Genomic DNA, 15113 nt, shown 5'->3' with positions numbered 1-15113 from the left:
CAGCGCCGAGCCCCCTGTGCGGCGCCGCGGGCGTTCTCCCGGTACCGCTCATGTCCGCCATCCGCCGCGATTTGTTCTTTTCCCTGATCATCGCCTGTCTCTGCCTCGTCCTCGCCTTTCTCGACCTGGCCCGCATCCCGCCGGCGCCCAGCGGCATCCGCTGCCGCGCCCTGGTCACCGGCGTCGACAACTCCCAAGTACGCACCCATCTGATCGTCAAGACCAATGTCCAGCTGCTGCGGGTGCGCCTGCTTGCCGGGCCGCACGAAGGCCAGGAGCTGGAGGTGGTCAACATGCTCACCGGCAAGATGGAACTCGACGAATTCTACCAGCCCGGCACCACCATCCTGGTGGAATACAGCGCACCCGGGGGGCAGCCGGTCAATGCCGTGGCCCGGGGCGCCTATCGCCTGGGGCTGCAACTGTTTCTCGTCGGCCTGTTCGCCCTGCTGCTGGTGGCCGTGGCCGGGGTCACCGGCCTCAAGGCCGGACTTTCCTTCATCTTTGCCGCCCTGGTGCTGTGGAAACTTTTTTTCCCCCTGCTGCTGCTCGGCTATCCGCCTCTGGCCACCGGCCTGGGGATCGTCACCTTGTTGACCGCAGTGATTTGTTTCTCGGTCGGCGGCCTGACCCGTCGCGGCCTGGCCACCTTTGCCGGCTCGCTGCTTGGCCTGCTGCTCACCTGCGGCCTGGCCGCCCTGTTCACCCACGGCTTCCGCCTGCACGGCGCGGTCCGTCCCTTTGCCGAGATGCTGCTCTATTCCGGCTACCCGCATCTCAATCTGACCGACATCTTCGTGGCCAGCGTGTTCATCGCCTGCTCGGGGGCGGTGATGGACCTGGCCATGGACATCGCCGCCACCATGGACGAACTGAAGCACCGGCATCCGGAGATCGGCCTGATCGAGCACATGCGCTCCGGCCTGCGGGTCGGCCGCGCGGTCACCGGCACCATGACCACCACCCTGCTGCTCGCCTATTCGGGCAGCCATATCGCCATGTTCATGGTCTTCCTCGCCAAGGGGTTGCCGCCGGCCAACCTGCTCAACGCCCCCTTTGTCGCCGCCGAAGTCCTCAATATCTTGGTGGGCAGTTTCGGAGTGATTGCCGTGGCCCCCTGCACCGTGGTCATTGCCGCCCTGCTCTATCGCCACGGTCAGCCGACGGCTCCCTAAGCCCGACGGCTGGCCGCGTCCCGCCATTCTTTTTTCCCGCTTTTCCTTGACAATTCTCCATTGAAAAACGCTTCGCGCCGCGGTATTTTCCGCCGCTTTTTCATCCAAGTGCCACCATCGGCTCGACCGACGCGCCACACCCGGGCCTCCATGAACCGCAAACCGTTCCGCGCATAACCATCCGCCGGAATTTCTTGAATCGCGATGACCACACCTTCGCCGCCGGGCAACGGCTCGCCCCCATCTTCTGCGGCCGCCCACCACGCCGTCGGAGAATCCTTTGTGTTTCTCGACCGGCGCGGCAAACGCTGGCCCCGGTTCCGTCGGTGGTCCTTTGCCTGCGGACTGCTGCTCTTCACCGCGGTTGTCCTCTTTGTCCAAACCCTGATCCTGCCCTCGCGCCTGAACATGCCGCCCGCCGTGGAGCAGTTGACGTCCCGGCTCAAGGCGTTGCAGACCACCGCCCACGGCCAGAAGAGTCCCAAGCCGCTGTGGCTGGATTATGCCAAGCGGGACAAGAACCCCGGGAAGCATCCGCCGGCAATTCACACCAGCGCGCCCGCTCCTGCCACCGTTTTGGGCCACGACAGGGAAATCCGGCTTGGCTTTTATGAGGGGTGGGATCCAAACAGCCTCGATTCCCTCAAGGCCCACGCCGGCAGGCTGACCCATCTCTGCCCGGACTGGCTCGAACTCAGGGACGGATCCGGCCGGTTCACGGCCACCAGCGACGAGCCGGTGCTCACCGTGGCAAGGGAACAGGGAGTGGTGCTCATGCCCTTGCTGCGCAATCTCGGCGACGGCGACACCTGGCTGCCCGAGGCGGTGGAAGGGGTGATCAACGGTCCGGCCGAGCGGCAGAACACCTTCCTGTCCCGGCTAATCGCCGCGCTGAACGACACGGGCGCAGGCGGCGTGGTGCTCGACTGGCAGCAGGTCGACCCCAGCTACCGCGACAACATGAGCCGCTTTCTTGCCCGCATGGCCGAGGCCCTGCACGACGAGGACATGCAGCTGTGGCTGTGCGTGCCCATCGGCCGGGAATTGAAGGTCTTCGACCTCGATGCCCTGAGCCGCCATGTCGACCATTTCGTGGCCATGCTCCACGACGAACACGCCGAGTCCGACCAACCGGGTCCGATCGCCTCGCGGGATTTCTTCACCGGTTGGCTTTCTACCCTGGTCGGCGGCTACGGCACACCCGGTCAATGGATCATCTCCCAGGGATCGTATGGCTACGATTGGGCGGCTGGAGAGGGTCAGGGCGAGCAGATCGGTTTCGTGGACGTGATGGCCCGCGCCCGCCGCTCGGCGCAGACCGCCTGCCGTTTCCACCCGTCGTCGGCCAACCCGTCGTTCGTCTACGAGGACGGCGGCACGGTCCACACCGTCTGGTTTCTCGACGCCATCACCTTTCTCAACCAGCTCACCGTTGCCCGGGAACATCGGGTGGGCGGCATCGCCATCAGCCGGCTGGGCACGGAAGATCCCGGCATCTGGGACGTCCTCGACCGCCCCACCGCCATTCCCCTGCGCGGCAGCGATCTCGCCCGACTGGAACGAATCCCGGCCGAAGCCAGCATCGCCCATATCGGCCAGGGCAACCTGATCACCCTGACCGACGAGCGCAGCGACGGTTTCCGCCGCATCCACTTCGATCGGAAGGCAGCTTCCGGAGGGCGGATCGAGGAAACCTACCAGACCTTCCCCAGCACCCTGACGCTCCTTCATCAAGGACGGGGGCCGGCCGACGGCGTCGTCCTCACCTTTGACGATGGACCGGATCGGAAATGGACCCCAAAGATCCTCGACATCCTCAAGGAGCGCGGCGTCAAGGCGACGTTCTTCATGATCGGCGCCAACATGGAAAACCATCCGGACCTGGTCCGCCGGATCGTCGGCGAAGGCCACATGATCGGAGTGCACACCTACAGCCACCCCAACATCGCCCTGGTCTCCGAGGAACGCGCCCATCTCGAATACAACGCCACCCAGCGGTTGATCGAGTCGATCACCGGCCATTCCACCACCCTGTTCCGGCCGCCCTACAACGCCGACACCAACCCGCACGATCCCGAAGAGTTGGTGCCAATCGCCTTGGCCCAGGCCATGGGGTATGTAACGGTCACCGAGGACATCGACCCCGAGGATTGGGCCGAACCCGGAGTGGAAACAATGCTCGAACGCATCCAGCAGGGCCGCAGCCAGGGAGGCAGCGTGGTCCTGCTCCACGATGCCGGCGGCGACCGCAGCCAGACCGTGGCCGCCTTGCCCGCGATCATCGACTACCTTCAGGCCCGGGGCGACCGGGTGCTGTCCCTGCCCGAGCTGGTCGGCATTCCGGCCGAGCAGCTGATGCCGCCGGTTCCCGCCGACCGCCCCACCCTGACCCGGATGATCAGCGAAAGCGGCTTCACCGCCATGCATGAACTGACCAATTTCTTCTGGGCGTTCATGGTCGTGGCCACCCTGCTGACCGTGGTCAAGACCCTGGCCGTCTCCTGGCTGGCCATTCGCAGCCGCCGGCTCGACCCAGCGGTTCTGCCCGCCAAACAGGCAGCCTTTGTCCCGCCGGTCACGGTATTGATCGCCGCCTACAACGAAGTCAAGGTGATCGGCGACACCCTGCGGGCGGTCACCAACACCTGTTACGCGGGACCGATGGAAATCCTGGTGGTCGACGACGGCTCCCAGGACGACACCGCCGCCCTGGTCATGGCCATGGCCGCCCAGGATGAACGCATCCGCCTGCTCCGGCAAGCCAATCGCGGCAAGGCCGTGGCCCTGCGAACGGGTCTGGACGCGGCCCGACACGAAATCATCGTCACCCTGGACGCCGACACCCAGTTTACCCCCGACACCATCGGTCATCTGGTGCACCCCCTTGCCGACCCCACGGTGGGCGCGGTCAGCGGCCGGGCACGGGTGGGCAATCCCCGCACCTTGTTCGCCCGCTTCCAGTCGCTGGAATACACCTGCGGCTTCAACCTCGATCGCCGGGCCTATGCCCTGCTCGACTGCATCACCGTGGTACCCGGCGCGGTCAGCGCCCTGCGACGGAGCGCCGTTGCCGAGGCCGGCGGCATCGGCGCCGAGACTCTGGCCGAGGACACCGACCTCACCCTGGCCCTGCACAAAAGCGGCTTCCGCATCGCTTACGCCTCCCGGGCCATCGCCTGGACCGAGGCCCCGGAGACACTGCGAGCCTTTGCCAAGCAACGATTCCGCTGGGCCTTCGGCACCCTGCAATGCCTGTGGAAACACCGGGAGCTGCTGTTCCATCCCCGCTTCAAGGCATTGGGCTGGTTCAGCCTGCCGAGCGCCTGGTTGTTCAACATCGTTCTCGTGGCCCTCGGCTCGATCATCGACCTGCTCCTGCTACTCTCCCTGTTGATCAGTCCGGCCAACCCCCTGTTGTATGTCTACTTTCTGGTGTTCCTCGCCGCCGACCTGCTGCTGGCCGCGGTGGCCTGTCGGGTCGAACGGGAACCACTCGCCCAGATCTGGCTGGTGCTGCCGATGCGCTTTGTCTATCGCCCGGTGCTCAATTACGTGGTGATCAAGGCCATTCTCAGGGCCCTCAAAGGGGTGTGGGTCGGCTGGGGCAAACTCGACCGCACCGCCTCGGTCCCCTACACAACCTGACATGGGAGGCTGCATGCCGATCAACAAACAAGCTGTGCAACGCGTTGTGGTCATTGTCACCCTTTGTTTGGCCGCCCTGTTCATCGAAGGGTGTCGGGATGATTCCCTCCCCAGCGGCAAGACGGCACCGATCGGAGCAGCCAAGGAACCGGCCACCCTGGTCATGCCCGTCAACGGCGCCTACACCGGCGCCTATGTGGATTTTGGCGAGGGAGAGGCCGAAGTCACCTACGATGCCCTGACCGGCTTTGAACGGATGACCGGCAAACATCTGGCGGTGGTGGCCTTTGGCAATTTCTGGGGCGATCAGGCCTTTCCCGCCAAAACGGTGCGCATTGTCGCCAAGTACGGCGCCGTGCCGCTTATTTTCTGGTCGCCGTGGGACAAGCCCTACGCAGAGGGCAAGGGACCGGACCGATTCAAACTGCTCGATATCCTGGCCGGCAAATGGGATCGGTACATCGATGCCTGGGCCATGGCGGCGCGCGACGACGGCCGGCACCTGCTGGTGACCTGGGGCCTGGAGATGAACGGCACCTGGTTTCCCTGGTCCGGCTGTTATTACGGCGGGGGCAAGGTCATCGGCCACCGGGACGGCCATCCCCTGTATCAGGGGCCCGAAACCTTCAAACAGGCCTACCGGTATGTGGTCGACCGGGTGCGCAGGCAGGGGGCGACCAATGTGCGGTGGGGTTTTCACGCCAACAACTTCAGCACGCCCCGAAACGCATGGAACCGCATGGCCAGCTATTATCCGGGATCGGCCTATGTCGACTGGCTGGGACTGAGCGTCTACGGCAAGATGAACAAAGCCGAGGGCTGGGCCGAATTTTTCCGGATGATGGATGAACCCTACCGGGAGATCAGTCAATTGGATGCGCACAAACCGATTTTTCTCGCCGAATGGGGCGTGGGCGAGTTTCCTCCGGGCGACAAGGCCGGATTCATCGCCGAGGCCTTCCGCCTTCTGCCCACCCATTACCCACGGGTTCGGCTGGCGGTCTACTGGCATGAACGGTGGGAAAACGCCGACGGCAGTTACAGCAACCTACGGGTCAACTCGTCGCCCGAGGCCCTGGATGCCTATCGGCGCGGCGTGGCGGCCCCCTATTGGATCGACCGGCCTCGGTTCGAATCGCAGGCCGCGAAGCCCTGACCGGTGCATGGCGCGGGGGAGGATCGGCGGCAAGGGAGCCTTGTCGATGCTTCTTGCGCCCCGGCCACTGAAAACGGTATGATGCCCCATTCCATTTTCCTTGCCAACCGCTTGCGACAACCGTCTGGTGCTCCATGAAACTGCTGTTTGATTTCTTTCCGATCCTGCTCTTTTTTCTCGCCTACAAGCTGTTCGACATCTACGTGGCCACTGCGGCGGCCATCGCCGCCACCTTTGTCCAGATCGCCATTCTCTGGGTGAGAACCCGCACCGTGGCGGCCATGCAGCTGGTCACCCTGGCGGTGATCGTCGTCTTCGGCGGCCTGACCCTCTACCTCCATGACGAACAATTCATCAAATGGAAGCCGACGATCATCAACTGGATTTTCGCCGGGGTGTTCCTCGCCAGCCAGCTGGTCGGCCGCAAGACCGCGGTCGAACGCATGCTGGCCGGCAACATCACCCTGCCGACACCCATCTGGCGCCGCCTCAACCTCGGCTGGGTAGTCTTTTTTCTGGCCATGGGCGCGGCCAATCTCTATGTCATGACCTTTTTTGACAGTGATACCTGGGTCAACTTCAAACTGTTCGGCATGCTCGGTCTGACCCTGGTGTTCATTGTCCTCCAGTCCCTCTATCTATCGCGGTATCTGGATACCTCCGACAACAAGGGATAAGCCTGTTTCCGCCCCCGTTGCGCATCGCCGGCCGTGCCAACCTCAGCCGCCGTTGACCAGCGCTGCCCGCTTGCCCAAGGACACCCGCCGTGGAATTGATCGTTGCATCGCGCCCCTCCCGAGCCAAGGCCGGAATCGAAGGCATCCTGTTGTCCCTGGTCCCGCTGCCCCCGCTTCTCACCTGCCTAGTCGGCACCGCCGGATCGCCGCCCTGGAGCCGGGCCGCCGCCCTCGTCGCCGCCCTCGCCTGTCTGGCTGCGGCGCTCCTGCTGTCACGGCAATTCCGTCTGGGCAAACTGTTCGGCTTCCTGGCCCTGGTCGGATGCGCCCTCGCCGGTTTCCCCGCTTTTGCCACCGAGCCCTTGTCGGCCCTGATCGGGGCGGTGGTCGTCATGCAGGCCGGATATTTCCTCAGCGAGCTTGCGCCGCACAACCTGGTTGAACAACGTGGCCATGCCGTTTACAGACGGTTGCAACGAGCCAGGAGCGCGGTTTGGACCTCGTTGCTCCTGACCCTGGCTTCCTTTGCCCTCAACCCCGCACGGCTCTGGATCGGCGATGCGGCCGTGGCGGGATCGACGATCCTCACCCAGCTCGTGGTGCTTCACTGGATCTGGACAGCCCATCGAGGACCGGCGCGGTTGAGCTGGGCGCTATTGCCCCTTACGGCCTTGGCTGTGAGCGGCATCGGCCTGTACAGCGGATGCGGCCAACTGGTCACGCTCTGCCTCGGCCTGGCCACCCTGTTCTTTCTGCCCGGCGCGACCTCCGGACTGGAGCCCCGGGAGCAGTGGTGGGAACCCTTTCTCAATCATCCCGCCCGGGTGCTGATCACCACTTTTTTCGTCCTGTGCCTCGCCGGTGCCTTGCTCCTCCAGCTTCCCTGGGCGACCACCGAACAAAGCATCACCCTGGTCGACGCCGCCTTCACATCGGTCAGCGCGGTCTGCGTCACCGGCCTGACCGTGCTCGACACCCCCAGGGACTTCACCCTGTTGGGACAGGGATGCATCCTGCTGCTCATCCAACTGGGCGGCTTCGGCATCATGACCCTCACCACCGTGGCCCTGCACGCCATGGGCAAGCGGTTGAGCCTGCGCCAGGAACGGCTGCTGACCACCCTGACCGAAACCAGCCATCAGGACCTGATCGACTCCCTGCTGACCATTGTCCGTTTCACCCTGCTGACCGAACTGGCCGGCGCCGTTCTGCTGTCCCTCTGTTTTCTCGACACGGCCGATTCCCTGCCCCAGGCCCTGTGGCAAGGGCTGTTCACGTCGATTTCCGCCTTCTGCAACGCCGGATTCGCCCTGCAAAGCGCCAACCTGGTGCCCTACCAGTCCCAACCGCTGGTCCTGCATACCGTGGCCGCCCTGATTGTGCTCGGCGGCCTGGCCCCGGCCACCTGTCTGCTTCTTCCCCAGTGGGTCCGGGGAAAGAAGATTGCCCTCGCCCCGCGCATCGCCCTGGTGACCACCACCGCCCTGCTGCTCACCGGAACGCTGTGTTTTTTGATGTTCGAATGGCACAACGCCCTCGATGGGCTTTCCCTGCCCGACAAACTGCACAACGCCTGGTTTCAATCGGTCACCCTGCGCACTGCCGGGTTCAATTCCATCGACCTGGGCAACGTGCTCAGCCCGACCCTGCTGATCATGCTCAGCTTCATGTTCATCGGCGGCAGTCCGGGAGGTACCGCGGGCGGCATCAAGACCACCACCGTCGGCATCCTGGCCATGACCTTTTGGGCCTGCATCACCGGCCGCGACGAAGTCATCGCCCAGAACAGAAGGATTCCGCAAAGCGTCATCAATCGCGGCATCACCGTTCTGGCATCCGGAGCCATGATCTGGCTGGTCATGGTCATGGCCCTGGTACTCACCCAGCCGCTGCCCGCCCGAGCGCTGATCTTCGAGGCAACCTCGGCTCTCGGCACGGTGGGATTGTCGCTGGGCGTGACGCCCCATCTCGACGAAATAGGAAAAATCATCGTCATGTTGACCATGTTCATCGGCCGCATCGGTCCGATGACGCTGTTCACCCTCCTGAGCGGCGATCTTCAGGCCACCGGCTCCCGGTGTCCCGATGCCCGCATCACCTTAACCTGACCAATTCCCCATGACCCAGCAAGTACTCATCATCGGACTCGGACAATTCGGCATGTCGTTGGCCCGCACCCTGTCGGAAAAGGGGGCGGAGGTCCTGGCGGTGGATCGGCGGAAAAATCTGGTGGACGAGGCTGCCGCCTTTGTCACCGAGGCGGTGATGATCGACGCGACCGACGAAAGCGAATTGGCCCGATTGCAGCCGGCACGACGCGACTGCTCGGTTTGCGCCATCGGCGACGACTCAAAGGAGGCGTCGATCATCTGCACCGCCCTGCTCCGCCAGATGGGGGCACCCTGGGTGATCGGCCGGGCCAACAACGCCATGCACCGGCGCATTCTCCAGCTGGTCGGCGCGCATCTGGTCGTCACCCCGGAAGAAGAATTCGGCAGACGCTTTGCCAATCGCCTGCTCAACCGGCAGGTAATCTCCGACATGCCGTTGGGCGACGACCTGCATCTCACCGAGATGTCGATCCATTCGTCGATGATCGGCAAGAGTTTGGTCGAGCTTGCCCTGCCGCGCCGATTCGGGGTCATGGTGGTCGCCGTGCGCCGCGGCGCGCCCAGCCGGGTCCTCCAGCCCGATCCCCATGCACCGTTGGAGGCCGATGACCGGCTGATCATCGTTTCCAGCGAATCGGCCATCCCCAAACTGACCCGAGGTGTCTGACATGCGGCTTGCTCACGCTGTCCGGGTGGGAGCCTGGATTCTCGTCGGCCTCAATCTGCTCATGGCTGTCGGCGCCATCGCCATTTTTTCGCACATGGCGCCGGCCATCGCCATGATCATCGAACGCAACGAACGGTCGTTGCAGGCCTGCGAGGATATGCTGGCCCTGATGGCCAAAGTGGACCGGAGCGGCCCCTTTTCCCCGCAGCAACGCGAGGTCTTCAAGTCCGCCTTTGAACGGGCCAGGACCAACATCACCGAAGCGTTGGAACCGGCCCCGCTGCAACGGATCGAGACGCACCGCGCCGCCCTGTTCAACGGCGATCCCGAAGCCCGCCGCATCACGGTGGAGGCCATCGTGCTGCTGGGCAGCATCAACCGCGAGGCAATGACCGTCGCCGACCGGCATGCCCAGCACCTGGGCCGCAGCGGTGCCTGGGGGGTGGCGTTCATGGCCATGTCGGCCTTCCTGGCGGGAATCATCTTCATCCGCAGTCTGACCCGACGGGTGGTGCAGCCGCTTGAAGAAATCCACGCGGTCATCGTTGCCCATCGCAACGGCGAGACCATGCGCCGCTGCACCGGCGCCGATCTTCCCCAGGACGTGGTTGCCGTGTATACCGGAATCAACGAGATGCTCGATCAGTGGCAGGCCAGGGAGCAAACGCCGGCTGCTCCCGCCACCTTCTCTGACTTGGCCTCAGTGCATCGCCGTACCCCGGTTTGCAGAGCAGATAGCGACTGATCATGGCATCGACAGTGGCCAGGCACCTACTCCTGCCAGTGCTGGGCGCAACGAGGAAAACATTGGATTTTGTCCTGTTCTTGCTTTAAGGTGGCTCCGTTGACGCGCCCCGATCCCTTGTCCCGTTCCGGAACAGAAATCCTGAAAGAGCGATCCCATGAATATCCTCATTTTCAACGGCAGTCCTCGCAAGCACGGCAACACCGACCTGTTGCTGGAACAGATCGAGCGCGGCATCGTCCGCGCCGGCCACAAGGCCGAACACATCCACCTGGCTCATCTGGTCATCCATCCCTGTACCGGTTGCGGCCATTGCGAAAACGAGGGCGAGTGCATCTTCAAGGACGACATGACCCTGCTATATCGCAAGATCGACGCCGCCAACCGCATCGTCATCGGTTCACCCATCTATTTCTACGGGGTCACGGCCCAGACCAAGGCCTTCATCGATCGCTGCCAGGCCCTGTGGTGCCGCAAGTATCTCCTGGGCGAAATCAAGCCGGAACGCGAGTACCGGCGCGGTTACATGGTCAGCGTGGCCGCCACCGACGGCGGCAAGATCTTCGACGGTGCCCGCCTGACCGTACGCTACGCCTTCGACGCCATGGAATTCAGCTACAGCGGTGAACTGCTCGCTCAGGGGGTGGAGGTCAAGGGCGCCGTGGCCGAAAAGAACGAACTCATGGACGGGGCCTTGCAACTGGGAATGGAGCTCTGCCGCAAACCCTAGGGAGAGAACACCATTTTTTTCGGTGCCGTTGATGCGCAACCCATGGAGGCAGGGATGAAAGACCGGATGACGCCGTGTCACGAAGAGCGTCTGCGCCGAACGGCCGGACTGAGGGCAGCATGTATCCTGCTCGTGTTGGCGCCGCTGCTGTTCAGCGCCCTGCCAGCGGCGGCCCAGCCGCCTGACCTGCAAGCAGCCTACCGTTTTCTCCTCAGCGAGCGGGACGCGGGCGGTATTCTCTATACCGCCACCAGCGGCAAGCTGGCCGGACGGCAGCTGCCCCTCAGCTATCACGACAGTGCCGCCTATTGGGGCGAGCATGTTTGCGCCATGGCTGACTGTACCGTGGTCGATGTCTACAATCCGCACACCTACACCCTGCTGCCGGAACCATCGTCGGCTGGCGACCTGCAAACCGAACGGATCAACACGCACAACGGCGCCAGCATCTACGATGCCGCCACCTGGCAGATCGCGGTCATGCTCGGCCGGACCGTCAACCGCCTGGATCTGGCTCCCGGCCAGGACCCCTATGGCTTGGTCAGCAACCAGAATCTGCTGCTGACCGAAGCACACAGCGGCGACAGCCCTTATCCTGTGTTCGGAGCCTCCCGCGCCGTGACCGTCGGCCCGGTCTTTGTCTACAACGGCCAACGGATCACCGAGCCGGCCAGGGCCTTTTCCTTCCGCATGCTGCCGCGCACCTGGCTCTCCCGCGACCCCCTGGCCGCCAGCCTCTACGCCCGTCTGATCAAGACCGCCGGCCTGCCGGCGCCGAACCCCGAATACCAAGCCGGCACGGTTAACTGGACCGACTGGAAGCCGATCACCGGTGAAAACGCCTGGGCCTTCCTGCTCGGGCCGTTGCAGGCCGCCGATCTCCATTACCGGGTCGAGCGGAAAGCAGCCTTCGTGCCGTTGCACGATCCAGCCCTGAGCAACGCTCTCGCCCTGCTGCCAACCTTTGCGGCCCTGCAATCGTCCCTGGGAGCGGTCTATCATGCACCGGCGGGCACGGTGGCCAACCAGGGCGGGCAATTGATCGATCCGCATTTTGTGGCCGTGGAAAACAATATCAGCCTCTATGCAGGCCTGCGCCTGCTGCGCGCCACCCTGGAGACAACCCTGCGACAGGACAACACCCTCTCGCCTGCCGACCGGGAACGCATCGACATTGCCCTGCGCCTGAGCGGGGCGATGATCGACGGCGGCGAGATCGGTGGCGGGGGTGTCAGTCGAACCACCTTGGGACTGCTTCATTTTTTCCGTCACCATGCCTGGCAGGACGGTGCATTCGTCCAAGGTGGTTATGCCGACGATCCGGCGACCAAGGAGCGTTGGCGCCCGGCCCGGGAAGCTGAAGCGGTGGATGTCACCACCTGGGGCATCGCCGCCCTGGGCGCGGAGCGGATCGACGGCTGGTTCGGCTTCGGTTCCGCCTACCGGGCCTGGCAGCAGGTCAAGGGCTGGGGCGGTTACGGTGAAGGCACCACCTTGTGGGGTGTGGGCTTCTCCGACCGCGATGGGAACGGCCTTGATGCGGCCGGCCGCTTCCGTCAGGGGGTGCTGTCGGTCGAATGGACTGCCGGGGCCATCACCATGGTGCGCAGTCTGATCGACCATTACCGCACCCTGTCCCCCGCCTCGCCAGGGACACAACAGGCACGCGCGTTCCTCGACACCCTGCACGCCGACGAACAGTCGATGCTGGCCGCCATGGAACGGCTCAGGGTCGACACCTACGCCGACACCCCCTTCCCCGGCCAGCCGCAGCGCTACCGCTCCCTTTTCCCGCTCGCCACCCGGCCTTATCTCTACGCCAGCCGCCGCCATTCCATCCCCTTCGGCTGGTACGCCAACCCCATCCCCAGCACCTGCGCCACGGCTTGGATGGTCATGGTGGCCAACCACTACAATCCCTTTGTCCCCGGCGGCGGTCCGCGCTGATCCTCGGCACATCGTGGCCAAAGCTCTGGTTTGTCGACTCGCCGGCGCTGCTCAAGCGTTTTGCGCTCAATATGTCATGGCCTGTGAACCGGCTCACATCACGGAGAAAATCTCTTCCGCTCACCACTGAGAATCTTTACTAAATTTTTACTGTACTTGACCGGTGATCTTTGCTTGTATGAATACAGAGGGTACGCAAACACTCACCGGGAGGGACGCCATGCGATTCAGAATCAGCAAGCAGAATGACGGTACGGCCTATTCGATTGTTGTGACGGGGGAATTAACCGATGACACCGCCTGGGATATCCTCCAGATCGCCCAGACCATGCTCGGCATGGCGCAGTGCCGGGAACTGGTCATTGACCTCCGTTCCGCCGTGCTGGATGAAGAGCTGTCCGTGTTCAACACGGATATCCTCGTTTCGGTGTTTGAGGAAGGGTTGCTGAAAAAAGACAGTTCCCTGGTGCTGCGTTTCCGGGATGAGAGTGAAATTCGCCTCTGTTCCGATCAGTTGCCCCTGGAAGCCCGGCCGCTGTTTGCCAATGTGCCGCTCGATGAAGCCAAATTTTATGGCCGCGCCTTGAAATGGCTGGAACAGGAGGCCAGATTCCTGGTCAATTGAAGACCTGGCCGGGGCACCGTACTTTCCGCCCTGTTCTTGGGCATCGTATTGCCCTTCGGCAACAACGGCCGCGCCGCATCATCAGGCCCCTTGTTGTTTCCCCGGTGTGCGGCTGATCAATCGTCGTTCGCCAGAAGCCGGTCGTAATCGACCCGATCCTGAAACCGCTTCTTGCGCGTTCGATGGGTGTCGAGCAGATAACGGCAGCTTTCTCCCGGACCGGCCAAGACCTCCTCCCAGCGCTGATGCCCTTCGGGTGTCATCCATACGCCGGAGCCGTTGCCGGCGCAAACAGCCACGGCCAGGCCTTCGATGGTACGGACACCGGCGATGAGCCGATCATCGGCCGACAGGTGCGCTTCACTGGTCACCACCAGGTCGCACCCCTGCTTGACGCCGGCCAGTACCGGTTCGGGATGGCGCAGGGCGGCAAGCGGCGCCAGCAGTACCCGTGCCGAGCCGCAATCGATCCGGGGCAAGGCTGTTTCCCGGGGCTGGTGCCGCTGCCATGGCCAGCATCGAGGCTCTCCCTTGCCGTCCAACCAGTAGAGTCCGGCGTTCTCGCCCTCGCGATACACGACGATATTCAACCCCGTTTTGGCGCACAACGTCTGCAGGCGATCGAGCGCCACGTCGCCGTACTCGCCTGCGGGGAGAACCAGCAGGGTTTGCTGTTCTTCCCCAAATCGTGGTGCGGTTGTCAGTTCCTCAATCGTCTGGCCGGGAGATTGGGCGACCAAGCACTCGATGGCAAGACGTCCGGGGGGCGGTAGACGAAGAAAGCTGGTAAGATCAGAGATACCCGCCAGATTGAGGTAACAGTCGCCGATATCCGCCATGCGCCGTTGTGCCAGGCGTTGCCGCCGGGCGGTGGCCAGCTGGCGATCAGCGTTCAAGGGCAGGTCCACCAGCAGCAGCCGTGAATCCGGCGACGAGCAGTTCAGCAGGGTGGCCCCATGGGGATCAAACACCGCGCTGGGTCCTTGGCGGCAATCCATCACCAGGTCCATGCCGGTGCGGTTGCAGGCCGCGACAACGATGCCGTTTTCCAAGGCCCGGGTTCGCCAGATTTCACGCGGGTCCAAGCCAGTCGGCGGCCAGTTGGCCGGAATGAGCAGGAGATCGGCCCCGCGCAGGGCGGTGATTCGCGGCAGCAGACTGTGGTAGGAATCGGAACAGATCAGCACGCCTACCCGTCCCCAAGGCGTGACAAAGGTGTTGTCCGCCCGCGGGTTGCCGGGGCAGGCCCACCGATATTCGGCGTTGATCTTGCGGTAACGGCACACCAGCACGCCTTGCGGGTCAAGCACAAAGGCGCTGTTGTAAAAAATGGAGGAGCGGACATCCCGTTCAGCCAGGCCGATGCAGGCATACAGGCCATGGTGGCGCGCCAGTTCAGCCAAAGCGGTCACGGTTGGACCGGAGGCGGTTTCAGTGTACGGGGCGATATCCTGACGGTTATCGAACGAATAACCGGACACCGCCATTTCCGGCGCCACCACCAGTTGCGCCCCCGCCTCGCCGGCCTGGCGAAACAGATCCAGCAAACGGTCACGGTTGCGGGCTGTCTGTTTGTGTTCGGCGGCGCTGTGAATCAGAGCCAGTTTGAGGAAGGACATGGCTTCTCCACCGACG

At 63.7% G+C, this 15113-nt stretch carries 11 protein-coding genes; 10 read left to right on the top strand and 1 reads right to left on the bottom strand.

Annotated elements, in window-relative coordinates; all coding sequences use genetic code 11:
* Positions 1 to 50 precede the first annotated feature (50 nt).
* The 10 genes from DESPR_RS07725 to DESPR_RS07680 all read left to right on the top strand — a co-directional run bounded on the left by DESPR_RS07725 (position 51) and on the right by DESPR_RS07680 (position 13478).
* Positions 51 to 1175, top strand: a complete 1125-nt coding sequence (locus DESPR_RS07725; RefSeq protein WP_015724244.1) for a YibE/F family protein — start codon at positions 51 to 53, stop codon at positions 1173 to 1175.
* Positions 1176 to 1379: 204 nt separating this feature from the next.
* Positions 1380 to 4820, top strand: coding sequence for a trifunctional glycoside hydrolase family 18/polysaccharide deacetylase/glycosyltransferase family 2 protein (locus tag DESPR_RS07720; protein ID WP_052302077.1), 3441 nt, complete (start codon positions 1380 to 1382; stop codon positions 4818 to 4820).
* 13 nt (positions 4821 to 4833) lie between these two features.
* A complete protein-coding gene (locus tag DESPR_RS07715; protein WP_015724242.1) occupies positions 4834 to 5976 on the top strand; it encodes a glycoside hydrolase family 26 protein in 1143 nt (380 codons plus the stop codon).
* A gap of 134 nt (positions 5977 to 6110) precedes the next feature.
* Positions 6111 to 6653, top strand: a complete 543-nt coding sequence (locus DESPR_RS07710; protein ID WP_015724241.1) for a septation protein A — start codon at positions 6111 to 6113, stop codon at positions 6651 to 6653.
* Between the two features lie 89 nt (positions 6654 to 6742).
* Entirely contained in the window at positions 6743 to 8761 is a 2019-nt protein-coding gene (locus DESPR_RS07705) for a TrkH family potassium uptake protein (RefSeq protein WP_015724240.1), read from the top strand.
* A gap of 10 nt (positions 8762 to 8771) precedes the next feature.
* A complete protein-coding gene (locus DESPR_RS07700) occupies positions 8772 to 9431 on the top strand; it encodes a potassium channel family protein (protein ID WP_015724239.1) in 660 nt (219 codons plus the stop codon).
* A gap of 1 nt (position 9432) precedes the next feature.
* The gene (locus DESPR_RS07695) at positions 9433 to 10176 is read left to right on the top strand and encodes a hypothetical protein (protein WP_015724238.1); all 744 of its coding nucleotides are present in this window, start codon (positions 9433 to 9435) and stop codon (positions 10174 to 10176) included.
* Positions 10177 to 10333: 157 nt separating this feature from the next.
* On the top strand, positions 10334 to 10906 hold the full coding sequence (locus tag DESPR_RS07690) for a flavodoxin family protein (protein WP_015724237.1): 573 nt from the start codon (positions 10334 to 10336) through the stop codon (positions 10904 to 10906).
* A 54-nt stretch (positions 10907 to 10960) separates the two neighbouring features.
* Entirely contained in the window at positions 10961 to 12853 is a 1893-nt protein-coding gene (locus DESPR_RS07685; RefSeq protein ID WP_015724236.1) for a hypothetical protein, read from the top strand.
* Between the two features lie 220 nt (positions 12854 to 13073).
* Complete coding sequence (locus tag DESPR_RS07680; RefSeq protein ID WP_015724235.1) at positions 13074 to 13478, top strand: hypothetical protein; 405 nt, start codon at positions 13074 to 13076, stop codon at positions 13476 to 13478.
* Positions 13479 to 13594: 116 nt separating this feature from the next.
* Here the strand turns inward: DESPR_RS07680 and DESPR_RS07675 are convergent, their stop codons facing one another.
* Positions 13595 to 15097, bottom strand: a complete 1503-nt coding sequence (locus DESPR_RS07675) for a carbon-nitrogen hydrolase family protein (protein WP_015724234.1) — start codon at positions 15095 to 15097, stop codon at positions 13595 to 13597.
* Positions 15098 to 15113: the final 16 nt, after the last annotated feature.

Origin of the sequence: Desulfobulbus propionicus DSM 2032, assembly GCF_000186885.1 — a bacterium.
Lineage (GTDB): Bacteria > Desulfobacterota > Desulfobulbia > Desulfobulbales > Desulfobulbaceae > Desulfobulbus > Desulfobulbus propionicus.
This window is presented reverse-complemented; position numbering and strand designations above follow the sequence as displayed.